Annotated in this window: 26 protein-coding genes; 13 read left to right on the top strand and 13 right to left on the bottom strand. The window is 37.8% G+C overall.

Annotated features, from left to right (window positions below; all coding sequences use genetic code 11):
- Position 1 precedes the first annotated feature (1 nt).
- A complete protein-coding gene (locus B4F31_RS07825; protein WP_286761024.1) occupies positions 2-529 on the top strand; it encodes a DUF4296 domain-containing protein in 528 nt (175 codons plus the stop codon).
- Here B4F31_RS07825 and B4F31_RS07820 read toward each other — a convergent pair.
- Positions 526-1,539, bottom strand: a complete 1,014-nt coding sequence (locus tag B4F31_RS07820) for an NAD-dependent epimerase/dehydratase family protein (protein ID WP_075325103.1) — start codon at positions 1,537-1,539, stop codon at positions 526-528. The genes B4F31_RS07825 and B4F31_RS07820 overlap by 4 nt on opposite strands.
- 175 nt (positions 1,540-1,714) lie before the next feature.
- Here B4F31_RS07820 and tyrS point away from each other — a divergent pair, with 175 nt between their 5' ends.
- A complete protein-coding gene (gene tyrS, locus B4F31_RS07815) occupies positions 1,715-3,010 on the top strand; it encodes a tyrosine--tRNA ligase (RefSeq protein ID WP_075325102.1) in 1,296 nt (431 codons plus the stop codon).
- 239 nt (positions 3,011-3,249) lie between these two features.
- On the opposite strand, the gene B4F31_RS07810 is transcribed toward tyrS, so the two are convergent.
- The 4 genes from B4F31_RS07810 to B4F31_RS07795 form a co-directional block, all read right to left on the bottom strand.
- A complete protein-coding gene (locus B4F31_RS07810; RefSeq protein ID WP_286761023.1) occupies positions 3,250-4,227 on the bottom strand; it encodes an acyl transferase in 978 nt (325 codons plus the stop codon).
- Between the two features lie 60 nt (positions 4,228-4,287).
- Positions 4,288-4,632, bottom strand: a complete 345-nt coding sequence (locus B4F31_RS07805; RefSeq protein ID WP_075325100.1) for a T9SS type A sorting domain-containing protein — start codon at positions 4,630-4,632, stop codon at positions 4,288-4,290.
- 155 nt (positions 4,633-4,787) lie between these two features.
- The gene (locus B4F31_RS07800) at positions 4,788-6,758 is read right to left on the bottom strand and encodes a hypothetical protein (protein ID WP_075325099.1); all 1,971 of its coding nucleotides are present in this window, start codon (positions 6,756-6,758) and stop codon (positions 4,788-4,790) included.
- 41 nt (positions 6,759-6,799) lie between these two features.
- Positions 6,800-9,598 carry a TonB-dependent receptor gene (locus B4F31_RS07795; RefSeq protein WP_286761022.1) on the bottom strand — a complete coding sequence of 933 codons (2,799 nt, stop codon included), beginning with the start codon at positions 9,596-9,598 and terminating at the stop codon, positions 6,800-6,802.
- Positions 9,599-9,774: 176 nt separating this feature from the next.
- Here B4F31_RS07795 and B4F31_RS07790 point away from each other — a divergent pair, with 176 nt between their 5' ends.
- Both B4F31_RS07790 and B4F31_RS07785 read left to right on the top strand, forming a co-directional pair.
- Positions 9,775-10,458 carry a response regulator transcription factor gene (locus B4F31_RS07790; protein ID WP_075325097.1) on the top strand — a complete coding sequence of 228 codons (684 nt, stop codon included), beginning with the start codon at positions 9,775-9,777 and terminating at the stop codon, positions 10,456-10,458.
- Positions 10,458-11,528, top strand: a complete 1,071-nt coding sequence (locus B4F31_RS07785) for a sensor histidine kinase (protein WP_075325096.1) — start codon at positions 10,458-10,460, stop codon at positions 11,526-11,528. Before B4F31_RS07790 ends, B4F31_RS07785 begins: the two co-directional genes overlap by 1 nt.
- Here B4F31_RS07785 and B4F31_RS07780 read toward each other — a convergent pair.
- Positions 11,475-12,533, bottom strand: a complete 1,059-nt coding sequence (locus B4F31_RS07780; protein WP_286761021.1) for a glycosyltransferase — start codon at positions 12,531-12,533, stop codon at positions 11,475-11,477. The genes B4F31_RS07785 and B4F31_RS07780 overlap by 54 nt on opposite strands.
- Positions 12,534-12,601: 68 nt before the next feature.
- On the opposite strand from B4F31_RS07780, the gene trmB reads away from it, so the two are divergent.
- From trmB to B4F31_RS07745, 7 genes are all read left to right on the top strand, one after another.
- Positions 12,602-13,276 (top strand): tRNA (guanosine(46)-N7)-methyltransferase TrmB, encoded by a 675-nt coding sequence (gene trmB / locus B4F31_RS07775; RefSeq protein ID WP_075325094.1) that lies wholly within the window; start codon positions 12,602-12,604, stop codon positions 13,274-13,276.
- Positions 13,277-13,282: 6 nt separating this feature from the next.
- Positions 13,283-13,906 carry a LysE family translocator gene (locus B4F31_RS07770; protein ID WP_079735149.1) on the top strand — a complete coding sequence of 208 codons (624 nt, stop codon included), beginning with the start codon at positions 13,283-13,285 and terminating at the stop codon, positions 13,904-13,906.
- Between the two features lie 2 nt (positions 13,907-13,908).
- Complete coding sequence (locus B4F31_RS07765; RefSeq protein ID WP_093304378.1) at positions 13,909-14,238, top strand: MGMT family protein; 330 nt, start codon at positions 13,909-13,911, stop codon at positions 14,236-14,238.
- Positions 14,239-14,436: 198 nt separating this feature from the next.
- A complete protein-coding gene (locus tag B4F31_RS07760; protein WP_075325091.1) occupies positions 14,437-15,570 on the top strand; it encodes an Mrp/NBP35 family ATP-binding protein in 1,134 nt (377 codons plus the stop codon).
- The gene (locus tag B4F31_RS07755; protein ID WP_075325090.1) at positions 15,571-15,813 is read left to right on the top strand and encodes a NifU family protein; all 243 of its coding nucleotides are present in this window, start codon (positions 15,571-15,573) and stop codon (positions 15,811-15,813) included.
- Between the two features lie 32 nt (positions 15,814-15,845).
- A complete protein-coding gene (locus B4F31_RS07750) occupies positions 15,846-16,907 on the top strand; it encodes an NAD(P)/FAD-dependent oxidoreductase (protein ID WP_075325089.1) in 1,062 nt (353 codons plus the stop codon).
- Positions 16,908-17,036: 129 nt separating this feature from the next.
- On the top strand, positions 17,037-17,372 hold the full coding sequence (locus B4F31_RS07745) for a 2Fe-2S iron-sulfur cluster-binding protein (protein ID WP_075325088.1): 336 nt from the start codon (positions 17,037-17,039) through the stop codon (positions 17,370-17,372).
- A 161-nt stretch (positions 17,373-17,533) separates the two neighbouring features.
- On the opposite strand, the gene B4F31_RS07740 is transcribed toward B4F31_RS07745, so the two are convergent.
- On the bottom strand, positions 17,534-18,343 hold the full coding sequence (locus B4F31_RS07740; protein WP_286761020.1) for a DUF3050 domain-containing protein: 810 nt from the start codon (positions 18,341-18,343) through the stop codon (positions 17,534-17,536).
- A gap of 99 nt (positions 18,344-18,442) precedes the next feature.
- Between B4F31_RS07740 and B4F31_RS07735 the strand changes: the two genes are divergently transcribed.
- Entirely contained in the window at positions 18,443-18,622 is a 180-nt protein-coding gene (locus B4F31_RS07735; RefSeq protein WP_075325086.1) for a hypothetical protein, read from the top strand.
- A 142-nt stretch (positions 18,623-18,764) separates the two neighbouring features.
- On the opposite strand, the gene B4F31_RS07730 is transcribed toward B4F31_RS07735, so the two are convergent.
- The 6 genes from B4F31_RS07730 to rplM all read right to left on the bottom strand — a co-directional run bounded on the left by B4F31_RS07730 (position 18,765) and on the right by rplM (position 23,631).
- Positions 18,765-19,943 (bottom strand): acyl-CoA dehydrogenase family protein, encoded by a 1,179-nt coding sequence (locus B4F31_RS07730; RefSeq protein WP_075325085.1) that lies wholly within the window; start codon positions 19,941-19,943, stop codon positions 18,765-18,767.
- 56 nt (positions 19,944-19,999) lie between these two features.
- A complete protein-coding gene (locus B4F31_RS07725) occupies positions 20,000-20,722 on the bottom strand; it encodes a tRNA1(Val) (adenine(37)-N6)-methyltransferase (RefSeq protein WP_075325084.1) in 723 nt (240 codons plus the stop codon).
- 88 nt (positions 20,723-20,810) lie between these two features.
- The gene (gene tsf / locus B4F31_RS07720; protein WP_286761019.1) at positions 20,811-21,638 is read right to left on the bottom strand and encodes a translation elongation factor Ts; all 828 of its coding nucleotides are present in this window, start codon (positions 21,636-21,638) and stop codon (positions 20,811-20,813) included.
- 89 nt (positions 21,639-21,727) lie between these two features.
- Positions 21,728-22,621 (bottom strand): 30S ribosomal protein S2, encoded by an 894-nt coding sequence (rpsB, locus tag B4F31_RS07715; RefSeq protein ID WP_075325082.1) that lies wholly within the window; start codon positions 22,619-22,621, stop codon positions 21,728-21,730.
- 168 nt (positions 22,622-22,789) lie between these two features.
- Positions 22,790-23,176: a 30S ribosomal protein S9 gene (gene rpsI / locus B4F31_RS07710; RefSeq protein ID WP_075325081.1), complete on the bottom strand. Its 387-nt coding sequence runs from the start codon at positions 23,174-23,176 to the stop codon at positions 22,790-22,792.
- Entirely contained in the window at positions 23,176-23,631 is a 456-nt protein-coding gene (gene rplM / locus B4F31_RS07705; protein ID WP_075325080.1) for a 50S ribosomal protein L13, read from the bottom strand. Before rplM ends, rpsI begins: the two co-directional genes overlap by 1 nt.
- A gap of 340 nt (positions 23,632-23,971) precedes the next feature.
- Here rplM and B4F31_RS07700 point away from each other — a divergent pair, with 340 nt between their 5' ends.
- Entirely contained in the window at positions 23,972-24,565 is a 594-nt protein-coding gene (locus B4F31_RS07700; protein WP_286761018.1) for a hypothetical protein, read from the top strand.
- The last annotated feature ends 11 nt before the right edge of the window (positions 24,566-24,576 follow it).

The following is a 24,576-nucleotide window of genomic DNA, read 5'->3' as shown; positions in this document are numbered from 1 at the left end:
TATGTGTAAAAAATTCTTCTTCCTGTTTTTTATAGGTGCGGCATTTGCTGCCTGCCAGAATATTGATGAATCTGAAAGGCCAGAAAATCTTATTCCTGAAGATAAAATGATAGATATAATTGCCGAAGTTTCCATAATGCAATCGGCCAGGAATTTTAATAAGCGTATGTTCGAAAATACCGGGATTAGAGGCCAGGAATATATCTTCGAGAAATACGATATAGATAGCGTTCAGTTTAAGCGTAGCAACGATTATTATGCCGATAACTTTGAAATTTATCAGCGCATCTACGATAGTGTAAAGAATCGTTTTGAAAAATTAAAAATTGAGCTAGATACACTGCAAAAGCAAGAACAACGAATTAAAGATTCTATTGCAAAAATAAGACGTGATTCACTGGGAGTGGAAAAAGATTCTTTAAACCCTGATAAGGAAATTGAAGAAATTTCTGATTCCTTAGTTAAAGAAAAAGATTCGCTTAGCATGAGCGTTATAGACAGTTTGCCTCCACCAAGATCGCGAGACTAAGATTTGTCCTGTTTGTAGAATTTAGCTGTTTCTGCAATTACATTTTTTATTGGGGTGAATTCAAAACCCAGGCTTTCTTTAATTTTTTTGGTTGAATATTTTGAATGTTGGAAAAGGGTTCTTACCGTATTTTTGGTAATTTGTCTTTTTGCGCCAAAAAATCCACCAATTTTCTGAAAAAACCAACCTACCCAAAGCATCCATTTTTTGAGCGCTTTTTTAGGTGCAGTTCTATTCAATTCAATTGCAGTTTGCTCAAAAACAGATTTAAAACTTATATTTTTAGAAACCAGGATATAAGCTTCATTTTTTATTTCAGCTTCCATTAGCTGTTGCATCACATTTACTACATCTTTTACCCCCACAAAACCGGCTATTTTGGGAAAATGATAGTTCATTCCTTTATCAATTTTAGAAAAAATTTGACCCGTGCCTTCTTTCCAAAAGCCTGGTCCTATAATAATTCCGGGTTTTACTATTACCGTTGGTACGCCTTCTTGCGAGCCTCTCCAGGTTTCGATTTCGGCACCGTATTTAGAAATTGCATAATCGCTATGGTCTTCTTCGGGGTTCCACATAGCGCGCTCGTTAATCTCTTTGTTGTTTAAACTTCTGCCAAGTGCAGCAACACTGCTAACATAGCACAGTTTTTCAATTTTAAAAGCAACACAAAGGTTTACGATGTTTGCAGTGCCTTCAATATTTATTTTTCGCAGCTTTTTATCATCTGCGGGATCAAAGGAAACAAGCGCAGCACAGTGGTAAACGTATTTTATATTTTCAAACGCTTTATTTAGTTGAGGTACGTTGGTGATATCTGCTTCAAACCATTCAATTTGTTGGAATAAGCTTTTGGCTTCTTCAGTAGAAGTATAATAGTTGAAAACGTGCTCAACCGCTGCGAGGTCGCTATTTTTTCGGTGAAGAGCCCTAACTTTTTTTCCGGCTTTTAATAAATTCAGCAATAAATGTGAACCTACAAGTCCGGTGCCGCCTGTAACTAAAATCATGTGGTAAATATACCAAAACCACTTAGGAAAAATAAGAGTTTATGGTATCTTTACTCGATAGTTGAGATTTAATCTCCAAAATTTTCCAAAAAATCTAAATATTATTTCGTAAAACGGGTTCGGTGACTTGCTCCGAGCTTATTTACTATTATTTTTGAGCAAAATTATTTGAATTATGAATAAGAACTTTGTAGAAGAACTTACCTGGAGAGGTATGGTGCATGATGTCATGCCTGGAACCGAAGACCATTTAAAAGAAGGAATGCGTGCTGCTTATGTGGGCATAGACCCAACGGCCGATTCCCTGCATATAGGCCATCTTGTGAGCGTGATGATGCTTAGACATTTTCAGCTTTGCGGGCATAAACCTTTTGCTTTAGTGGGTGGTGCTACAGGAATGATTGGTGATCCATCAGGGAAATCTGCAGAACGAAATTTGCTTGACGAAAAAACCTTACGGCACAACCAGCAGGCTATAAAAAACCAGCTTTCTAAATTTCTTGAATTTGGAAAAGAAGAGGAAAATGCTGCCGAAATGGTAAATAATTACGACTGGATGAAAAATTTCAGTTTTCTGGAATTTATTCGTGATGTGGGGAAGCATATTACGGTAAATTATATGATGGCCAAAGATTCGGTTAAAAAGCGCTTATCTTCTGATGCTGCCGAGGGAATGTCTTTTACCGAATTTACTTACCAGTTGGTTCAGGGTTACGATTTTCTGCATTTATTCAGGGAAAAAGATTGTACGCTGCAAATGGGCGGTAGCGACCAGTGGGGAAATATCACGACCGGTACCGAGATGATTCGCCGTATTGGAAATGGAAAAGGCTACGCTTTAACCTGCCCGCTAATTACAAAGGCTGATGGGACTAAATTTGGGAAAACCGAAGGCGGAAATGTTTGGTTAGATCCAAACCGTACTTCTCCTTATAAATTCTACCAATATTGGTTAAACACCAGTGATGTTGATGCTGAAAAATATATCAAGATCTTTACATTGTTAAGTAAAGCCGAAATAGATAAAATTGTTGACGAGCATAAAGAAGCGCCTCATAAACGTGTGCTTCAGAAAACTTTAGCCGAAGAAATTACGGTAATGGTTCATTCTCGAGAAGATTTTGAGAACGCGGTAAAAGCTTCTGAAGTCCTTTTTGGAAAAAGTACCGCAGCCGATTTAAAATCTTTAAATGAAGCTACATTTTTAGATGTATTTGAAGGCGTACCACAAGCTGAAGTAGCTAAAGCCGAAATAGAAGAAGGCCTGGATATGATCGCGGCTTTATCGGCAAAAACTAATTTTCTGCAATCAAATGGTGAAGCCAGAAGGGCTCTTAAAGAAAATTCAGTTTCTGTAAATAAGGAGAAAGTAAAGGAAGATTATACCATCACTCCGCAAGACCTTATTAATGATAAATATGTAATTATTAATAAAGGAAAGAAGAATACCTATATTATAAGGGCAATTTAAGCTGCTGGTTGGTTTAATAAAATACAAAGCCCCACAAACAGGACGTTTATGGGGCTTGCAACTAACTAACCAATCTAATATGAAAAAATTTCACTTAGCCTGTAAGACTTATTTTAATCATAATTCATCTTACATTTAATAAGACGAGAAAACTGCTTAAAATTTACATGCTTTAATAAACTTTAACTATAAAGCACTGATCTTTAAGTTTTTATTGGCGAATGTTGATAGCAGAAAGCTTATAGAATTAGAAGGTTGCATCCCCGAATATCACTATTATCAAATCTTCCAAGAATTTCAGTTTGATCTTTCTGGATTTTTCTGCCTAAATCCTGGGTAGCAATAAATGAACAAGAGTTAAAATTAGCCAGGTCTATTACATTGATTCCGCCTGTTTTATGCGCTGGGAGATAGCTTAGCGCATCTTCGGCATCACGAATAAGAATCTTCATCCAGGGTGGAGTATCAAAAATTCCGTCTCCCTTTGAATAGGCTTGCGAAAGTAACTCGGTCATTCCGTATTCACTATGAATCTTTTCTACTCCAAAACCTTGAGAAAGAATTTGATGCAGTTCTGCTCTAATCATTTCTTTACGCCGGCCTTTCATCCCACCGGTTTCCATAATAGTAGTGTTCTTTAAGTTGAAATCGTAATTTTCAACTAAATCGAGTAGGGCGAAAGATACGCCTAGAAGAAGAATATTTTTTCCGCTTTTGTCTAGTGCTGAAAGTTTCTTTTGAAGGTTCTCAAGTTCGTCCAGGTAAAATCCGCTTTCAGGATATTTGCTTCGTTCTATAAGGCTATCGGCCATATAGATTAGCGAAGAGCCCCGGCGTTCTAAATAAGCAGGTAAAAGCGCTAAAACTACCATTTCTTCGGGTTTCCCGTAGAAAAGTTCAAAAGCTTTTAAAAAACTTTGCTCGTAAACCTTTAAATTGGTTACGTAATGTTTACTGGTGGTTAAACCGGTAGTGCCGCTACTGGTGAAAATTATTTCTTCTAAAGCTAAACCAGAAATTACCTTTTTCTTTTTGAAAAATTCTATAGGTAGAAATGGAATCTGTTCAAGAGCTTGAACATTTTTGGGATTCCGATTTAATAACTCGCAAAACTCCCGGTAAACCTTAGTATGCTGATATTGATAAGAAAATACTTCAAGAGTAATTTCATTAAAATCTTTCTGATTAGAAATATTAAAAATTCTTTCAGATAACATTCTCGTGGTTAAATTTAGAGAGGCGAAGTTAAGAATTCTAGGAAATGCGTGAAGTTTGCATTATCGCACCACTAATTTTCTGGTGGCAGAGGCTTCTTCTTCCTTGATTTTTAGAATATAAATTCCTGCACTAAGTGAAGAAACGTCAAGTTCTTTTCCTCTTAATTTGGTGCGTTGTACAGGTTTACCCAAAACATTGTAAATCTGGATTTCCTTTTCTTTATTTTGGGAAGTACTAATATAAACTTTCCCGTTAGTAACCGGGTTAGGGTATATAGATAGGCCCTCTATGGGAATTTCGGTTTTATTCCCCGAGCTGGTAGTATCCTGCGCATTCACTGCATTTGGCGCAGAGAATGTGAGGAAAATAGCTAATATGAAAGTATAGAAGTAGTATTGCTTCATTCTTTAATATCGAGGTTTATACAAAACTACAATAAAATTTCAAAAACGATGCCAGAATTATTGTGTATTTAATCATAATGTTATATTAAAAAAGGCTGCCCTTATCGGCAGCCTTTTCTTTGGCTAATACATAATTATTTAATAATGAGAATGCACTATTCTACCCAGCTAAACATTGCTACATCTACCGTAGCATCGGTTTCGTAAGTATCTTCCAGGGTAGCAGTTTCTCCTTCAATCTGAATTCCAGAAAGATCTGTTCTGGTTTCTTCAGCAATATCAATAGCAGTTTCGTACCCGGAAAGTGAAAGTCCTGTGATTGTAGCGCCAGATTGTGCCTTAAATTGTAAAGCTACTCCACCGGTTTCTGAAACCGCAGTGAAGTTTTCAACTGTAGGGTTTCCATTTACACCGTCAGCTTCAATCGCAGTAGAAAAGTTTTCTATGGTATGGTAAACATAAGTGTTTGTTACGGCACCATTCCAACCTTCTGTCCAGTCTACAGCATCATCTTCGTTATTTTCCAAATAAAGGTTAGTTGCAGAAACCGATCCTCCAAAGAATTCAACTCCGTCGTCAGAACCATTTAAGATAGCAATGTTTTCGATATTGGTTTCAGAACCAACTGCGTAAAGGGAAAGCCCGTTGTATTGGGATTCTGAATTTATTTGCGCTCCCGCATCTGCAAGTATAAGATACTCGATAGAACCTGAATTGTCTTCAGGATCGTCACCACCGTAGATAATACCGCCAACTTCTGCAGTTGCATCAATACCGGCTGTAGTTTCTGCATTACCTGCAATTACAAGTCCGCCCCAGCTTCCAGGTGCCCCAGAAGTAGAAGACATAACTACAGGTTTTTCTTCAGTTCCCTGGATGTCTATCATTGCTCCCTTTTGAACAACTAGATAAATGCTAGTTCCATCGTCATTATCATCACTTCTTGCAGTAATTTTAGTTCCTGCAGGAATAGTTAAGGTCGCACCTTCCTCTACTGAAACCACACCGTTAATGATGTATTCTGAATTTCCATCTAATGAGAAATCTTCATCTATAGTTCCGGGTAGAACAGAAACTCTACCACGGTTGTCTACCCAATCAAACATCGCGGGGTCTACGGTTTGAGCTTCAGAATAATCCAAATCCAATTCTGCGGTAGCACCGTTTAACTGTATTCCGGAAAGGTCGGTTCTTGTTTCTTCAGCGATATCTAAAGCGGTATCGTATCCAGAAAGTGATAGACCAGTAATAGTTGCCCCCGATTGTGCTTTAAATTGTAAGGCAACACCACCGGTAGAAGAAACTGCGGTGAAGTTCTCGATAGTAGGATTTCCATCTACACCATCTGCCTCAATTGCAGTAGAGAAGTTTTCAATACTGTGTAGTACGTAAGTATTTGTAATGGTACCGTTCCATCCCTCTGTCCAGTCTACAGCATCATCTTCGTTATTTTCTAAATAAAGATTAGTAGCAGCAACAGAACCTCCAAAGAATTCAATTCCATCATCAGAACCATTTAAGATCGCAATATTTTCTATAGTTGTTTCAGATCCTACTGCGTAAAGAGAGATCCCGTTGTATTGTGATTCTGAATTAATTTGCGCACCGGCATCAGAAAGTACAAGGTATTCTATTGAACCCGAATTGTCTTCAGAATTGCTTCCACCATAGATAATACCCCCAACTTCTGCAGTAGCATCAACACCAGCAGTGCTTTCAGCATCACCGGCAATTACGAGTCCGCCCCAGCTTCCTCGTTCACCGTTAGAAGACCTCATAACTACCGGAGCCGAAGATGTACCCTGAATGTCTATCATCCCTCCTTTTTGTACTACGATATACACTCCTGTCGCGTCTTCATCTGTATCAGCAACAATCTCGGTTCCAGCGGGAATTGTTAATGTCGCTCCCGATTCTACTGAGTAAACACCGGTAAGATTGTAAATTTCACTCGCGTCTAACACGCGGTCATCTTCAAGGTTGCCGTTAAGTTCTGTGCCTTCAGGGGTTGGGGTTGGATCGTCGCCATCCAGTCTTTCAAAATCATCGTCAGAGCTACACCCTGAAATTGCCAGCCCTAGAGCAAGGGCCAAGGTTGGTAAAAACCGGTTTTTAAAATTTTTCATAATTTAAGTTTTAATAAAAATAGAATGGTTAATATTTATGGTTAAAATGAATAGTTGATTCCTAAGCTCAAAATTGCCCCTCTTGTATAGGACCTTACGGTTTGGGTGGTTTCTATACCCGTAGAGCTGGGTCTAATATCCTGCACTCTTTCTATTTCAGGATTTAGAAGGTTTTGCCCACGTAACTGGAAATCCCAGTGATCACCAAGACTTTTACTTACTATAAGGTCTAATGTTACAAAGCCTTTTTCTATAATCTCGTCGTTATAAAATACATCTCCTTCGTTTTGGGCTTCTGGTGCTCCAAGCGCATAAATTTTATCTGAAGCATAATTTCCGACTATAGAAGCTCTAAATGGATCGTCTGATTCTGTAGAGAAATTAAGTGAGCCATTAAAGATCCAGTCTGAGGCGCCCTGCAAACCTATTTCACTTTTATTATTGTATCTGAAAGTTCTAATGAAGCTTTCACCATCAAAAACCTCTCTAAGGTCTTGTTGGTGCCACATTCTTGAAGCATTGAACGCGATTTCTAGGTCTAAACCTTCGGGACTTTCGTTATCGATTAGCTCCAGCCTCGTTTCAAGTTCCAAACCGTAAATGTTTGCTTCTTCCCCAGCATTGAAATAAGAGAATACACCCGCTGCACCTCTATCCTGTACTTTGTTGATAGGATCTTCAATATTTTTATAGAATCCGGTTAAAGAAATTAACTGACCTGATGTTGGGAAAAATTCATATTTTAGGTCGAAGTTCAGGTTATTGGAGGCTGCCAAATCTGGATTACCACGGGTAACTTGCCCGGTTTGAGAAACATATTCAAAAGGTGCAATTTCTTTAAATTCCGGAAGGGTAATGGTTTTGCTGGCTGATAACCTAATGTTGGAATTCTCGGTTGGTGAATATTTAAAATTCAAACTAGGATAAACATTGTTGTAAGATTGATTGGAAAACTGTGGCCGGTTTGCGGGATAGTTATTTACCCTGAAATCTACATTAAGTTCGTCTTTTTGGAATCTGGCACCAAGGTTAAGGTTCCAGTTGTTTTTACCATAGTTAAAGCTTACAAATCCACCATAAGACTGTAATTCGGCCTGGTAAAAATCGGGCGTAAGCTCGTTAATTTTAAGGTTTCCACTTCTAAAATTATCTATGGTAAAAACGCTGGAAAGATTATCTAATGAGGTTGGGTTATAGGTATTGGTAGGCCGCTCTATAACTCCGTAAAATCGCGAAACAAAATCTCTTTGTTTGTTACGGTAATTTCCGCCAAAGTCTACGAATATGCTTTTGGTTTCTGCATCATCTTCCGGTTTGCTAAAAGTAATTTTATCTTCTACAAAAGCATTAATTTCATTATCCTCAATCTTTTGGGACGACTTTCTTTGCTGATAACCACCCATTCTTCCCAACTGAATAAAATTTTCGCCGTCGTAATTTACTTCGTTTCTAATACGGTTTGGTTCATCGGCATTAACAAGATTATATCCTACGCCCCAATTCAATTCATTTTTTTCTGAAAAATTATGGATTCCGTGGAATTGATTTATCCATAACCTTGTTTGTTTGATATTCTGATCGCGTACAAACTGGTTCAATCCCTCCGCAGGGCCGGTTTCTTCAAACACAACTCCTTCACCATTTCTGCCGCTTTCGTAAACTTCATCGGTAAGTTTATTTATAAAGAGGCTGGTTGCTTTTATTTCGTGATTATCAGAAACTTCATAGATAGCATTCAGCATCCCGGTAGTATTATCGGTTTGAGTGAAATTCTCTACATCGGTAAAATAATCGTAACGGTTGTTGTTTCTGTATTCGGTAAACTCCCCTGCACGATATTCAAATTTACTGGATTGAGACGCTGTTAAAAGTACTTTTAGATCTTCGCCAAATTTCTTTCCGGCGGTTAAAGCATACCTTCTGTTTACAGGGGCATTTGCAGTTTGAGGGTCCCAGGGCTGGTTGTATAAAGTATATTGAATGGGAATATTTTGCTGATGAAATCCGAAATAAGCGTTGTCCTGATTCGGACTAACCTTAAAGTCTGAAAATTGTCCTACTGCATTGGTATTTACCCCAACTCTAATTCCAAAATCAAGTTCCTTGCTTCCTGCAAGTTCGCGTGATTCTATATTTATATTCCCGGAAGCCTGGTCGGCCGAGTAAGAAGGTGAATACGTCTTGCTTATTCCCACACTCTTAATAACACGGGTTGGAAAAAGACCCAGATCTATGTTTTTACGCTCCACATCGTCTGATGGAATAGGCAAACCGTTTAGTGTAGAATATAGATAACGATCTCCCAATCCCCTCACAAAAATATCTCCCGAAGCTTCACTACTGGTAACCCCAGATATCTTTGTGGTGGCAGTGCCGGCATCAGTAACCCCAATTTTGGCTAATTCCTGGGCACCAATACTTTCCTTAATTTGAATTGCACTTTTTTGTTCTAAAAGTAAAGCAACTTCAGAATCCTGTCTTGAAACCGTAGAAATAACAACTTCGTCTAAAGCTGCTGCACTGGCTCCAAGACCGGTGTTTACTTCGGTAACTTTTCCTGCTACTACTTCAACATTTGGAATTTGCAATGTTTCGTAGCCTATAAAGCTAAATTCTACTGTATAGGTTCCGGGTTCAATATTTTTTAGGGAGTATAGCCCGTCAAAATCTGAAGTGGTTCCTTTGTTTGTTTCTTTAATGATTACATTCGCAAAAGGAAGAGGTTGTCCCTCCACTTCATTGTCAGATAATTTTCCGGCAATACTACCGGTTGTATCATTTTGCGCTTGCATAGCTACACTTAAAATAAGTAAGCTCAGGATAGATAAATACTTCTTCATTACTGTGTTTAGTTCTCTGGCGCAAATTAACGGCAGCATTGTAAAGCCTCTGTTAAGCTGAAATTATGTGTTTATGATTATAATGTTAGCTTAAGGTTACCAAAGGAGTAGAGCTTACGTAAGTTCAAATTTATGGTTACTTTTACCTCACATTATACCAAATCAACTAAACCAAAATGAAAAAAAAGGACATTAAAATCTTACTGGTAGACGATGAACCGGATATCCTGGAAATAGTGGGATATAACCTTTCAGCCGAAGGATACCAGGTAATTACTACAGATAATGGCGCTGATGCTGTAAAACTTGCCAAAAAGAAGAAACCGCAGCTTATTATCCTTGATGTAATGATGCCTGAAATGGATGGGATTGAAGCTTGTGCACAAATTAGAAAGCTGCCAGAGCTGGAAGAAACCATTATTACTTTTCTTACCGCACGGGGCGAAGATTATTCTCAAATGGCCGGTTTTGATGCGGGAGCCGATGATTATATTACTAAACCAATTAAACCTAAAGTGCTGGTGAGTAAAGTGAAAGCTTTGCTTAGAAGATTTAAAGATGATACCGCATCTTCTAATGTGGTGAAAATTAAAGATCTTATTATTAATCGCGATGAGTATAAAGTGATTAAAAGCGGCGAAGAAATTATTTTACCAAGAAAAGAATTCGAATTACTTTCTTTATTAGCATCAAAACCGGGGAAAGTTTTTAAAAGGGAAGATATTTTAGATAAGGTTTGGGGTGCCGAAGTTATTGTTGGCGGGCGAACCATAGATGTTCATATTAGAAAACTTAGGGAGAAAATTGGAGACGAATGTTTTAAAACCGTAAAAGGTGTAGGCTACAAGTTTGTTGTTTAATGGCAAAAAAGTTTAAACGCTCATATAAATTCGCAATAAAGACTTCACTTTATATCACACTTGTTTTGAGTGTGGTGTTGGCAGGTTTTGCATATTTTACCAGCGGATTTATTCCCGGGCCCTTTTTTGCTTTTATTTTTATAACCTATTTGGTATGCTTTTTTATAATTCAGTATAGAGTAGAACATTTTATATATAAAAGAATTAAAAAGATCTACGATAATGTTTCCCTTTTAGATTCTACCACTCTAAAACCCAGCCAGGTTACTACAGATATGGCTACGCTTACCCGCGAAGTTGAAAAATTTACCAAAGATAAAAAGCTGGAGATAGATACTCTTAAAGTTCGTGAAGCCTATAGGAAAGAATTTATGGGAAATGTTTCGCATGAGCTTAAAACACCACTTTTTACCGTTCAGGGATATATTCTTACGCTGCTTGATGGCGCAATGAAAGATAAAGCGGTGCGAAAAAAATACCTGCAACGTGCCAGCAAAGGTGTAGAACGCCTTATTTATATAGTGCGCGATTTAGATATGATCACCAAACTGGAGGCCGGGGACCTACATTTAGAAGAGGAAGATTTTAATATTGTGGAACTTGTGCAGGGCTCATTTGATCTTTTGGAAATGAAAGCAGCCAAAAAGAACATCACCCTAACTTTTGATATTGATTACGACGAACCTATTTGGGTAAATGCCGATAGGGATAGAATTCAGCAGGTCCTTACCAATTTAATCGTGAATTCTATTAAATACGGAAAGGAAGATGGTACTACTGAAGTTAGCATAGAAAACCTTATCAAGAATAAAGTGATTGTTCGTGTAACCGATAATGGTGAAGGAATAGAAAAAGAAAATCTACCGCGTGTTTTTGAACGTTTTTATCGTGTAGATAAAAGCGGCTCCAGGAAGGAAGGTGGCTCTGGCTTAGGACTTTCTATCGTAAAGCATATTATTGAAGCGCACGATGAAAAAATTTATGTAGAAAGTGTTTTTGGGGTAGGTAGTGAATTTTCATTCACGCTGGAAAAGAGCAAAAATATCCCCGAAATTACTTCTGAAATTTAGGTTGCTAAAGCCTGAAAAATCTCTTAAATCCTCAAGTTTTGAAATTTCAAATTTCTCTTGTTTGCAAAAAGGAGCTATTCCTAACTTCATAAAACGTTCAGCTAAATATTCCTGTTCGTACTGGCCGGGAGTGGGAATAAAGAATGCTTTTTTCTCCAGTTTAGCCAAATCCATTATACTGGTATAACCAGGCCTGCATATAATAATTTCACTACTTAGAATTACTTCTTCCAGTTCTTTAAAAGTTAGATAGTTTATAATTTCCAGGCTTTTGTTTAAAGAAGTAATACTTTCCCCGCCTATTATCCCTCTTATAAAAACAATTTTTTTATCTGAATTTTGGAAGGTCACAAGTAATTTTTCTTCCAACATTGTTCGCTGAGGTTCTGGACCAGATAAAACTACTGCGAAGTCATATCTTTTTTGTCCTCGGAATTTATTAAATCGGCTCAGTGGACCAATGTATTTTACGTTTTCGGGCATTTCTTTTAAATGCCCCATTATTCCGCTTAAATTTTTACTGCCGGGAGTATCGGGAATCCAGCATTCATCAAATTTTGAAATATATTTTTGATGTAATTTACTGCTTAAATAAGTAGTATTTCCACTTAGCACATTTAACTGGTGTGTGATAAAAACCGAAGTGATTTTTTTATGCCGGCATCCAAATCGGTTATCAGAGATTATTCCGTTTAAATTATATTCATCAACAAATTCTTTTATCGCTTTTTTTTCAAGTCTTATAGCACGTAGAATACCTGGAGTTTCAGTAAATAATTTCCATTTAAAAGAACTCGCAGATTTGCTATAGGAAATATTATAGGAGGGAAGTTCCAGGCATTTAATATCTGGGAATTCTTTCTGTAATAACTGTAACGCCACTCCATCTGAGGCGATAAGAACTTCAAAATTATGATTCAGTAATTCATTGATAATAGAAATAGAACGTGTAGCATGACCAAGCCCCCAGTTTAAAACAGCCACTAAAATTCTTTTCTTCTGCATATATCAAATATAATATTAAGTGCCTGTGCGCTATTTTCTTTAATTTTACCAAAATATTAAATTAAGGCGTGGGAAGTAAGAATAAATTAAGACGATTCAGGGAGAATGAAACATTTGAAAATGTGATACAACCCTCTCGGGAAGAGCTGGAGAAAGATCAATTCAGTTTAAAAGGAAAATGGAATAAAGATTTTTTTAAAAATGATAACCCTATAGTACTGGAATTAGGCTGCGGAAAAGGAGAATATACCATTGGCCTTTCTAAGCAGGATGCTACAAAGAATTTTATAGGAATAGATATAAAAGGCGCCAGGTTTTGGAGAGGTGCAAAAACTGCTATAGAAGAAAATCTGGAAAACGTAGCTTTTTTAAGAGCTCAAATTGAATTAATAGATCGCGTTTTTGCCGAAAATGAAGTAGATGAGATCTGGATCACTTTTCCCGATCCTCAAATTAAATACAAGCGTACCAAGCATCGCTTAACAAATGCTGAATTCCTTCAGAAGTATAATCATATTTTAAAACCTGAAGGTCTGGTGAATCTTAAAACCGACAGCGAATTTATGCACGGTTACACGCTTGGCTTGCTTCACGGTGAAGGTCACGAAATTCTATATGCGCATCACGATATTTATGAAAATGAATATTCGCCCAAAGCGGTTAGGGAAATTCAAACTTTCTACGAAAAACAGTATCTTGACCAGGGAAAACCTATAACTTACATTCAGTTTAGGATAAAATAAGTCTCTTTGGAGGAAACAAAACTTTTTCTAATTACTTATTTCGCGGCCTTGCTTGGGGTGATTCCTCCCGGTTTGGTGAATATGACCGTGGCTAAAACCTGTGTTGAAAAAGGAAAGAAAAATGGGCTTTATGTTGCGTTGGGTGCCACAATTGTAGTAATTATTCAGGCAACAGTGGCCGTGTTACTCGCTAAATATATATTCGGAAATGAATTTGTTCAGAATATTTTATTACGTGCCGGCCTGGTAATATTTATTCTCCTTGCTGTTTACTTTTTTATTCAGGCAAAGAAACGGGGCGGCATAGAACATAAATCCCGCAAAGCAAATTCCAACAGTATTTTTAAAGGAATGCTCGTGGCGGCCCTAAATATTTTTCCCGTTCCGTATTTTGTGGCTATTGCAGGAGCCCTTCATATTGGCGTTGGGGCCACTTACGATTGGTCCCGAATTATAGCCTTTATTCTGGCTGCATCCATGGGAAGTTTTACAACACTATATGTTTACGTACTTTCCTTTATTAGAATTGAAAAACAGGCTGAAGCATTTTCAAAATACTCCAATTATTTTATGACCGCCCTAATGCTTATTTTGGTAATTGTAACACTTTTAAGAATTTATTACTCTTAGGTTTGGAAGAAAAGAACTTTTTTGAAAGGGTTTATGAAGTAGTGAGACAAATTCCAAAAGGGAAAGTGACTTCTTACGGCGCTATAGCAAAAAGCGTAGGTGCCGCAAAAAGTGCAAGAATGGTTGGGTATGCAATGAATTCGGCTAAAGATCTGGACGATGTGCCGGCGCACCGGGTGGTAAATAGAAACGGACTCCTTACCGGCAAAAGTCATTTTGGAGATCATAGCGCGATGCAGCAAATGCTAACTTCTGAAGGGGTTACGGTAAAAGATAATAAAGTTCAGGATTTTAAAAAGCACTTTTGGGATCCTCAGGAAGATTTGAGATAAATTTTTCTTCTGAAGTTTTACTATAATGGGGCTTTATTATTCCATAGATCAATTATGGGTAAATACTTCGTTTTCTTAGCTTTTCCCCCTATATTTGCGTTTAGAATGAATCTATATAAGCTGATGAGATTTTAGATAAAACTCGCTATTTCAGCTTAAAATTGTCCTGATATTTTTGGGATTATAAATATCTTTTAAATGAAGTTAGACAGAAAAGAAATATTAAAATCGCTGGAAACTATTTCTGTAGCCGGAGAAGGCAAAAATATGGTAGAAAGCGGGGCTGTTCAAAATGTAATGACTTTCGGTGATGAGGTGGTTGTAGACCTGGTTTTACAAACTCCTGCCTTGCATATTAAAAAGCGGGCAGAAGTGGATGTGATGAAAGCAATTCACGAACATGTAGAACAAAAAGCCAAAGTTAAAGTAAATATTAAAATAGAGTCTACCTCTAAAAAACCAGAAATAAAAGGGAAAGCAATTCCCGGGATTTCTAATATTATAGCCGTGGCTTCAGGAAAAGGAGGCGTAGGTAAATCTACAGTAACCGCTAACCTTGCGGTAACTTTATCAAAGATGGGCTTTAAAGTAGGAATTTTAGATGCCGATATTTATGGGCCGTCTATCCCTATGATGTTTGATGTAGAAGCTTCAAGACCACTTTCAGTAAATGTAGATGGGAAATCTAAAATGAAACCTGTAGAAAACTACGGGGTGAAAATTCTTTCTATCGGGTTCTTTACCCAACCAAATCAGGCAGTTATTTGGCGTGGACCAATGGCTTCTAAAGCTTTAAATCAAATGATTTTTGATGCGGCCTGGGGCGAGTTAGATTTTCTTTTAGTAGATCTACCACCGGGAACGGGAGATATTCATCTTTCAATTATGCAGTCTCTTCCTGTAACAGGATCTGTGATTGTAAGTACTCCACAAAACGTGGCTTTAGCCGATGCTAAAAAAGGAGTAGCGATGTTCCGTCAGGAAAGTATAAATGTGCCGGTACTGGGAATAATAGAGAATATGGCGTATTTTACTCCAGAAGAACTTCCTGAAAATAAATATTATATCTTCGGAAGAGAAGGTGCTAAAAACCTCGCAAAAGATATTGAGGCGCCATTTTTAGGCGAAATTCCGCTGGTACAAAGCTTAAGAGAATCTGGTGATATTGGCCGTCCTGCTGCTATGCAGGAGTCAACACCCCTGGAAGAAGCTTTTGAAGAAATTACCCGTGGGATGGTTCAGGAAACAGTGAATAGAAACCAAAGTCTGCCTCCAACTGAAGCGATTAAGATCACTACAATGGCAGGATGCAGTGCAGTTAATAAAAAATAGATGACGAGCGAAGAAGTTAAATTAAATGTAGAAAAGGCCCTGGCTGAAATCAGACCTTTTTTGGAGAGTGACGGGGGCAATATTTCCCTTATCGCTATTGAGAACGATCGCCTGGTTAAGGTTCGTCTGGAAGGCGCATGTGTAGATTGCACAGTAAACCAGATGACGCTAAAATCTGGGGTAGAAATGACTATTAAAAAATATGTTCCACAAATAGAAAGTGTGATCAATATTCAAAGGTAAGCACCTGGCTTACTATCAAATTTACCAGTAGAATGATTAAAACCGATATACTTATAATTGGCGCAGGGCCAACGGGCCTTTTTGCGGTTTTTGAAGCAGGATTATTAAAACTAAAATGTCATTTAATAGATGCACTGCCGCAACCTGGCGGGCAATGTTCCGAAATTTATCCTAAAAAACCTATCTATGATATCCCGGGCTTCCCCGAAGTATTGGCAGGAGACCTGGTAACTAATCTAATGGAGCAAATAAAGCCTTTTGAACCGGGTTTTACTCTGGGAGAAAGAGCTCAAACCATAGATAAACAGGAAGATGGTAGCTTTATAGTTACCACTAATAAAGGAACAAAACACCACGCCCCGGTGGTAGTAATTGCCGGTGGTCTTGGAAGTTTTGAACCAAGAAAACCACCTATTGCCAATATCACCGATTTTGAAGATAAAGGCGTAGCTTATATAATTCGGGAACCAGAAGATTATCGCGATAAAAAAGTAGTAATTGCCGGTGGGGGTGATTCAGCATTAGATTGGGCTATTTATTTAGCCGATGTTGCTTCAGAAGTTTCACTGGTACACCGAAGAAATGATTTTCGTGGAGCGTTAGATTCAGTAGAAAAAGTAGAAGAGCTTTCAAAAATTGGAAAGATAAATCTTATTACCAATGCTGAGGTTACCGATCTTAAAGGAGAGGAAGAACTGGATAGTGTAGTGATTACTCACAAGGATTCCGCAAGAGAAAAAGAAATTAAAGAAACCGATTATTTTATACCATTATTTGGGCTTTCGCCTAAATTAGGGCCTATTGCAGATTGGGGTCTGGAGATAGAGAAAAATGCGATTAAAGTTGATAATGCTTACGATTATCAAACAAATATTCCCGGGGTTTATGCCATTGGAGATGTGAATACATATCCAGGCAAATTAAAGCTGATTCTTTGTGGTTTCCACGAAGCAGCGATTATGTGTCAGAGCGCTTATCAACGCATTTTCCCAGACAAGAAATATGTGATGAAATATACTACCGTAAGTGGCGTAAGCGGATTTGACGGCAGTAAGAAAGAAGCAAAAAAAGAAGTTGTAAAAAGTATAAATTAAAACAGAAAAATTCAGTTGTAGTGTCGTCAACCTGTCCCGAAGTGGCGGGATGGTTTCAGGTTCTAAGAGCTTAGATTCTGAAACGAGTTCAGAATGACGTCCATCTTGAATATTCTTTTATTAGAAGATATGTCTGATATTAAAATAACCATTATAGACAGGGAAGGCGAAGCCCACGTGGTAGACGCTCCAACAGATATGAATATGAACCTTATGGAAGTGGTTCGCTCTTACGAACTTGCTGCCGAAGGAACCATTGGTATTTGTGGCGGTATGGCAATGTGTGCTTCCTGCCAGTGTTATATTCTCAATTTTGAGCATATGCTGCCCGAACAAAGTATTGAAGAGGAAGACATGCTGGATCAGGCATTTTTTGTGGAAGACAATAGTCGTTTAAGCTGCCAAATTCCCATTACTGAAGAATTAGATGGGCTGGAAGTAAAGCTTGCTCCTGAAGCACCTTAATTCTTCTATCGAGTAGATAGTGATCACCATTCTGAATTCATTTCAGGATCTAGGTGGTGAAATCTTTTGAGCTTCTAGCTCAGGATAGGGGATTAGAAATATTAAATAAACCTCAAAGGTTATCAAAACCTTTGAGGTTTATTTTTACAGAAAAAATCTCTTTAAATCGTTTGCAGGTTTTTAGAATCTATATTTTCTGAAATCTCTTCTTCAATGCCTTTCCAAAGCTCTAACCGGGCATCAAGCGCTTCTTCAGCGGTAATTTTTACTTCTTCCCATTTCTCCTCATCATTTCCACAGAGTTCTGCTACCATTTTAAAGGCCATAGACCCGTGCTCATCCCCGTCTAATTCGATATGACGATCAAAATAATACTTAAATAGACTTAAATCTTCTTTTGGGAAATTCTGTTGCACATTTTCTATAATAGAAGTGAACATGCCGGGAATAAGTCCTTCGCGTCCAAAGGTGAAGGCTGCAGCTATTTTATGCGGTTTTTCTTCTGAAATTACTTCAAAGGTATTTTTTAGAAATATCTTAATATTAAGCGGGAGTTTTGTGGCTGCAATAAGTAAAAAAATATCGGTGCCGTGGGTCACCTGGAGCAAAAAATCTTTTATCCTGCCAGTATCGGCGCCACTTTTTTCCATCGCGTCAAGATACATCTCAAAATGGCTTTGATGATCGCCAAAATAATTGACATCGGTTTCTTCAGCAAGTACTATTTCATTGATTAAATAACGAGTTTCAGGATTGCCTACAGGCACCCAGGGATTGGTGGTTTTGGTAAGTTTTTCCTGTAAAGCGGTTAGCAAAGACATAAAATCCCAAACAGCAAAAACGTGATGCTCCATAAAGATTTGAAGATGCTCTGGAGTGGTTATTTTTCGATATAAGGAATGATCTAAAAGTTGATTTATTTTAGGCTCTAGCGCTTTATTTATCTCTTTTATCCTATTTTTTTCTCCCATTTTGCAAAAATAAGATTCTCTTTAGGATTTATAAAATTTAAACATTCATTTAAAACTGAATTAACGCTCAATTTCAGCTTTTTAAAGTATATTCAAAATATGGCGAAACAGTTTTTAAATTCATATAATGTCATTGTTTTTTATTCAAAAAAATCAAAAGATTATTTGAAAATAGACGGTGTGGTGGCTAAAAATCCCAAACCACTTAAAAAAGAATGCTGTGAAAAATATAAAAAGGGCAAACGTTGTAAACGCTGCCCTTGTTTTGATTTGTTGTAGTTGAAGTGAAACGTCCCTCTGAACTTTTTTCAGTACGTCATCCTGAACTTGTTTCAGGATATAAAATGTTTAGAATTTTAATAGGCCCTCTTGCTGAAATGAATTCAGCTTGAAGATTTTATGTATTTAGTAAAATGTCTATTTACTGAAAAGCCGGAATCCCGGTAATATCCATTCCCGTAATTAATAGGTGAATATCGTGTGTGCCTTCATAAGTAATTACACTTTCCAGATTCATCATATGGCGCATAATACTATACTCGCCGGTAATTCCCATTCCGCCTAAAACCTGCCTTGCTTCCCGGGCTATTTTTATGGCCATTTCTACATTATTTCTTTTCGCCATAGAGATCTGAGCCGAAGTTGCTTTTCCTTCGTTTTTAAGAACACCCAGTCTCCACGCCATAAGCTGCGCTTTGGTGATCTCGGTGATCATTTCTGCTAATTTTTTCTGCTGAAGTTGAGTGCCGGCAATTGGTTTATCAAACTGCACGCGCTCTTTTGCATAACGCAAAGCGGTATCATAGCAATCCATTGCTGCACCAATGGCGCCCCAGGCAATTCCGTAGCGGGCAGAATCAAGGCAACCTAAAGGAGCGCCAAGTCCGCTTTTATTAGGCATTAGGTTTTCTTTTGGAACTTTTACATTGTCAAAAATAAGTTCGCCGGTGGCGCTGGCGCGAAGTGACCATTTGTTATGTGTTTCTGGAGTAGAAAAACCTTCCATTCCGCGCTCCACGATAAGTCCGTGGATTCGTCCATTTTCATCTTTTGCCCAAACAATGGCTACATCGGCAAAAGGTGCATTAGAGATCCACATTTTAGCACCATTCAATAAATAATGATCGCCTTTATCTTTAAAGTTGGTAGTCATCCCACCGGGATTAGAACCGTGGTCTGGCTCGGTAAGCCCAAAACATCCCATAAATTCTCCCGAGGCTAATTTTGGTAAATATTTTTTGCGTTGTTCTTCGGTGCCGTACTTATAAATAGGGAACATTACCAGGGAACTTTGAACAGATGCGGTAGAACGCACGCCACTGTCGCCTCGCTCAATCTCCTGCATAATGAGTCCGTAGGAGATTTGATCCAGACCAGCGCCACCGTATTCTTCCGGAATATATGGGCCAAAAGCTCCAATTTCAGCTAAGCCGCTAATTATAGATTTAGGGAATTCTGCTTTTTGAGCAGCGTCTTCAATTATTGGGGAGACCTCGCGTTTCACCCATTCTCTGGCGGCATCGCGAACTATTTTATGTTCATCGGTAAGCAGCTCGTCAATATTGTAATAATCTGGAGCCTGGAAGTTATCTGTTTTCATTTGTGTGGTGTTTTACACAAATGTAACCAAGCTTTTGAAAGCAAACAATTTTAAGATTATAATTTAAGATAGAAGTCTTTTACAAGATTTTTGTAAGCTTCTGTATAATTATGTCGTGAAATTTCAATGATAAGTTCATTCTCTTGCAGCTCAATTTCTTTAAAGCTAAAACTCAATAAACTTCTTTTTATTGCTGATGTTTCATTGCCGCGTACCCTGGTGATTTTCTTCGGAAAAAGACCAAATTCACTGGCCAGGGCTAAAAAATATTTTTCTTCTTTATGTGGAATAATTGTATTGAACTCCCCTTCTGGATGAAGCAATTTTGACACGCCTTCTACTAATTCTGAAAAAGGCAGGGCTTCAGCAAAACGTGCCTTATTTCTACTTGCGTTTTCTGAAGTATAATCTTCCGCATAAAATGGCGGATTGGAAATTATGAGTTCATATTTCTCTTCATCCTGCATTTCTTCTACAAATTCATCAAAAGCCGCGTGATAACAAAATAGCCTGTCTCCCCAATTGCTTTGTTCAAAATTGTCTACAGCTTGTTCGTAAGCATCTTCGTCAATTTCTAAAGCATCAATAAGAAGGGCAGGGGAGCGCTGTGCGAGCATTAATGTAATTAAACCTGTTCCTGTGCCAATATCCAGAATGCTGTCTGGTTGGTGCTCCAGGGAAGCCCAGGCGCCGAGTAAAACGCCGTCGGTGCCAATTTTCATGGCGCAGCGATCTTGTTCTATCTTGAATTCTTTAAACTGAAATGCTTTTTCTGACATTTGGTAAAATTAAAAAAACCGCTTCAGATTAGTGAAGCGGTTTTTGATTTATTAGGATTTCCGCCTGCGCGGAAATGATAAATTTTAATTACTCTCCTAAAGCAACTCTTTCGAAACCTACAACAGTAAGATCTGAATCTACAGATTTTACGTAGTCTGCAACGCTTTGTTTTCCGTCTTTAATAAAAGCCTGGTTAACCAAAGTGTTGTCTTTAAAGTAACGCTGAATTTTTCCTTTTGCTATTTTATCTAGCATATCTTCAGGTTTTCCTTCCTGGCGAAGTGTATCTTTAGCGATCTCTACTTCTTTGTCTATGGTTTCCTGGTCTACACCTTCTTCGTTAAGTGCGATTGGGTTCATAGCGGCAGCTTGCATAGAAACGTTTTTTGCAGCTTCCTCAGCTCCTTCAGTTTGTTTTGTAAGACCAGTAATTACTGCAATTTTGTTCCCTGCGTGAATATAAGAACCTACGAAAGGAGCTTCTAAAGTTTTAAAAGCACCAATTTCTATTTTTTCACCAATTACACCTGTTTGCTCAGTTAATTTATCTTCAACTGAAATCCCGTTGTAATCTGCTTTTAGTAATTCTTCTTTAGAAGAAACTGTTAAGGCGATATCTGCGAAGCTGTTGGCCATTTTTACGAAATCATCGTTTTTAGCAACAAAGTCGGTCTCACAGTTAAGAGAGATAATAACACCTTTAGTGTTATCGTTGTTTACTTTAGCGATTGCAGCTCCTTCAGCTGATTCTCTATCGGCTCTTTTAGCAGCAACTTTCTGACCTTTTTTACGAAGTACTTCAATAGCTTTATCAAAATCACCATCTGCTTCAACAAGTGCCTTTTTGCAATCCATCATACCGGCACCGGTAGATTTTCTTAATTTGTTTACTTCTGCGGCGGTTATCTTAGCCATAGTATTGTGTTTTATTTAAAAAAGTCGCTTAGAGACCAACTGTTAGGAAAGAAACTAAACGACTTTTTTGGATGTTATAAAATGTTGTTTTATTCTTCTTCGTTAGATGAAGCTTTGTCTAAGGTTTCTTTCTTAGACTCAAGTTTTACATCTTTCTTGGCTTCTTGCATTGCCTTTTTATCTTCGGCATCTTTAGAAGGAGCTTCAGCTTCTGGTTGCTTTACAGCAGCCTTTGGTGCTTTTGGCTCTTTTTCTTCATTTTCTGCTTTCTCTTTTTTAGAATCTTTAGAAGCTTTTCTTTCAGAAAGGCCTTCTACAATAGAATCTGCAACATAAGAAACCACTTTGTTGATAGACTTTGAAGCATCGTCATTAGATGGGATTACGTACTCAACCTCACGAGGATCTGAGTTTGTATCTACCATAGCGAAAATTGGAATGTTTAATTTTTGAGCTTCTTTAATAGCAATGTGTTCACGAGTAATATCAACTACAAAAAGCGCTCCTGGAAGTCTGCTCATATCAGAAATAGAACCAAGGTTCTTTTCTAATTTAGCTCTTAAACGATCTACCTGAAGACGTTCTTTTTTAGAAAGTGTATTAAAGGTACCATCTTTCTTCATTCTATCAATAGATGCCATTTTCTTAACAGCTCTACGAATAGTTACAAAGTTGGTAAGCATACCACCGGGCCAACGCTCGGTAATGTATGGCATGTTTGCTTTTTCAGCTTGTTCGGCTACTATTTCTTTAGCCTGTTTCTTGGTAGCTACGAAAAGTATTTTTCTACCGCTGGCTGCAATTTTTGCAAGGGCATCACCTGCCTCCTGCATTTTAGCAGCACTCTTATATAAGTTGATGATGTGAATCCCATTACGCTCCATATAGATATATGGGGCCATATTTGGGTTCCATCTTCTTGTAAGGTGTCCAAAATGTACACCTGCATCAAGTAATTCTTTTACTTCTACTTTGTTTGCCATTTTTGTAATAGTTTACTTTCTGTTGAAGATAGCAACACGTAAGTGGCTGTTTATTATAAACACGGCCTTACCTGTTTAGATGCTAAACTAACTCCCAATAGCATTTGGGATAACAACAAAATTCTTTTTAATATTAAATGAACTTTGGAATATAGATTCCAATAAAAATTAACGTTTAGAGAACTGAAATTTCTTACGAGCTTTCTTCTGTCCAAACTTCTTACGCTCTACCATTCTTGGGTCTCTGGTCATTAAACCTTCTGGTTTTAACACCGCTCTGTTTTCTGCATCCAGTTCTACCATTGCTCTTGCAAGTGCAAGACGAATAGCTTCTGCCTGTCCTGTAATTCCACCACCGTAAACATTAGCAATAATGTCGAAGTTATCGTCATTACCGGTAAGGTTAAGGGCCTGGTTTACTTTGTAAAGTAAAGGACCTGTGGTAAAGTAGTCTTTAAGGTCTTTTTTGTTTACGCTAAATTTTCCGCTTCCTTCAGAAACGTAAACACGCGCAACCGCCGTTTTTCTACGGCCAATTTTGTGAATAACCTCCATTACTTAAGATCGTTTAAGTTAATAGTTTTAGGTTTTTGTGCAGTATGATCGTGATCTGTTCCTGCGTAAACCTTTAAATTTCTAAATAGGTCTGCTCCAAGTTTGTTCTTTGGTAACATTCCTTTTACTGATTTTTCGATAATTCTCTCTGGATTTTTCTCGAATAATTCAGCGGCTGTTAGACTTTTTTGTCCACCCGGGTAGCCGGTGTGACGAATGTATTCTTTCGAATCCCATTTCTTACCGGTTAAGTTGATCTTTTCTGCGTTGGTAACAATTACGTTATCACCACAATCAACGTGCGGGGTGAAGTTAGGTTTGTGCTTACCTCTTAGTAGCTTGGCTACTTTAGATGATAGGCGGCCCAACGTCTGTCCTTCAGCATCCACGTGTACCCATTCTTTGGTCACGGTAGCCTTGTTGGCTGATACTGTTTTGTAGCTTAATGTGTCCACACTAATTAAATTTACTTATTATTAAACATTCCATTCCCATTCCCAGCATGATTCATGTCGGGAAATCGGGGTGCAAATGTACAATTATAAATTCATATAGCAAATCCGAAATTAATTAATTTATTTTGAGGAAGATAGCTGTACCTCAGAATTTTAAGATTGCGCTTTTTTATAAAGTTTTTGTAGCTATATGAGGCTATTACAGCATTACTCCTACATTTTTCATCTAATCTGAATCGTTAAAAAGCACATAATGAACGTTAAACGGTAATATTTATGTTAATAAAGTCATAAATATCTTCTAATGCACCTTATATTTGTAGCCCCAAATTTATTTGCTATGAAAAACCTATTTATGTTTAGAAACCTTTACGCAGTGTTCGGGTTGGTGCTTGTTTTAGCTTCTTGTGAGCCAAACCAGGATCACGTAGCCGAAACTGAAATTACCGCAACTAATGCAATGGCAACTATTACTCCTGAAGATCTTGAAGGAGAATGGAAACTTTCTGCAATGAATACCGATACCGCTGTAGATCTTAACAACGATCAAGTATTTAATTCTAATATTTTGTTGGAAACCGATTGTTTCCAGGATATGGGGGTTATATTTTATGCCGGTGGTGATATGACCACTACTAACTCCAGGCTTGATTTTAGAGCCGGGGTAAATAATAATGATTTTGAATGTCTTTCTGGCAGAACAGATACCGGGCTCTGGGATGTTGAAAATGAAAACGACCAGGAAAGGTTAGTGATTACTATGACTATTAATGGAGAAACCTATACTCATAAACGTATATTAGAAAGAACCACAAATACCTTTGCATTTGAAGTAAACAAATTAGAATCTCAACAATATTTAAACGGTAGCCCAGATGGGACCGATGCCGGGAATGTAGATGTATTATCTTTAGAATACACTAGAGTGAATTAGGAACCTAACCT

Origin of the sequence: Salegentibacter sp. UBA1130 (assembly GCF_002311535.1) — a bacterium.
Taxonomy (GTDB): Bacteria; Bacteroidota; Bacteroidia; order Flavobacteriales; family Flavobacteriaceae; genus Salegentibacter; species Salegentibacter agarivorans.
This window is presented reverse-complemented; position numbering and strand designations above follow the sequence as displayed.

Bases quoted from the DNA above. Each gene is read 5' to 3' on its own strand.
- B4F31_RS07825 (WP_286761024.1), top strand. From the start codon at position 2: ATGTGTAAAAAATTCTTCTTCCTGTTTTTTATAGGTGCGGCATTTGCT.
- B4F31_RS07820 (WP_075325103.1), bottom strand. From the start codon at position 1,539: ATGATTTTAGTTACAGGCGGCACCGGACTTGTAGGTTCACATTTATTG.
- tyrS (WP_075325102.1), top strand. From the start codon at position 1,715: ATGAATAAGAACTTTGTAGAAGAACTTACCTGGAGAGGTATGGTGCAT.
- B4F31_RS07810 (WP_286761023.1), bottom strand. From the start codon at position 4,227: ATGTTATCTGAAAGAATTTTTAATATTTCTAATCAGAAAGATTTTAAT.
- B4F31_RS07805 (WP_075325100.1), bottom strand. From the start codon at position 4,632: ATGAAGCAATACTACTTCTATACTTTCATATTAGCTATTTTCCTCACA.
- B4F31_RS07800 (WP_075325099.1), bottom strand. From the start codon at position 6,758: ATGAAAAATTTTAAAAACCGGTTTTTACCAACCTTGGCCCTTGCTCTA.
- B4F31_RS07795 (WP_286761022.1), bottom strand. From the start codon at position 9,598: ATGAAGAAGTATTTATCTATCCTGAGCTTACTTATTTTAAGTGTAGCT.
- B4F31_RS07790 (WP_075325097.1), top strand. From the start codon at position 9,775: ATGAAAAAAAAGGACATTAAAATCTTACTGGTAGACGATGAACCGGAT.
- B4F31_RS07785 (WP_075325096.1), top strand. From the start codon at position 10,458: ATGGCAAAAAAGTTTAAACGCTCATATAAATTCGCAATAAAGACTTCA.
- B4F31_RS07780 (WP_286761021.1), bottom strand. From the start codon at position 12,533: ATGCAGAAGAAAAGAATTTTAGTGGCTGTTTTAAACTGGGGGCTTGGT.
- B4F31_RS07760 (WP_075325091.1), top strand. From the start codon at position 14,437: ATGAAGTTAGACAGAAAAGAAATATTAAAATCGCTGGAAACTATTTCT.
- B4F31_RS07755 (WP_075325090.1), top strand. From the start codon at position 15,571: ATGACGAGCGAAGAAGTTAAATTAAATGTAGAAAAGGCCCTGGCTGAA.
- B4F31_RS07750 (WP_075325089.1), top strand. From the start codon at position 15,846: ATGATTAAAACCGATATACTTATAATTGGCGCAGGGCCAACGGGCCTT.
- B4F31_RS07745 (WP_075325088.1), top strand. From the start codon at position 17,037: ATGTCTGATATTAAAATAACCATTATAGACAGGGAAGGCGAAGCCCAC.
- B4F31_RS07740 (WP_286761020.1), bottom strand. From the start codon at position 18,343: ATGGGAGAAAAAAATAGGATAAAAGAGATAAATAAAGCGCTAGAGCCT.
- B4F31_RS07735 (WP_075325086.1), top strand. From the start codon at position 18,443: ATGGCGAAACAGTTTTTAAATTCATATAATGTCATTGTTTTTTATTCA.
- B4F31_RS07730 (WP_075325085.1), bottom strand. From the start codon at position 19,943: ATGAAAACAGATAACTTCCAGGCTCCAGATTATTACAATATTGACGAG.
- B4F31_RS07725 (WP_075325084.1), bottom strand. From the start codon at position 20,722: ATGTCAGAAAAAGCATTTCAGTTTAAAGAATTCAAGATAGAACAAGAT.
- tsf (WP_286761019.1), bottom strand. From the start codon at position 21,638: ATGGCTAAGATAACCGCCGCAGAAGTAAACAAATTAAGAAAATCTACC.
- rpsB (WP_075325082.1), bottom strand. From the start codon at position 22,621: ATGGCAAACAAAGTAGAAGTAAAAGAATTACTTGATGCAGGTGTACAT.
- rpsI (WP_075325081.1), bottom strand. From the start codon at position 23,176: ATGGAGGTTATTCACAAAATTGGCCGTAGAAAAACGGCGGTTGCGCGT.
- B4F31_RS07700 (WP_286761018.1), top strand. From the start codon at position 23,972: ATGAAAAACCTATTTATGTTTAGAAACCTTTACGCAGTGTTCGGGTTG.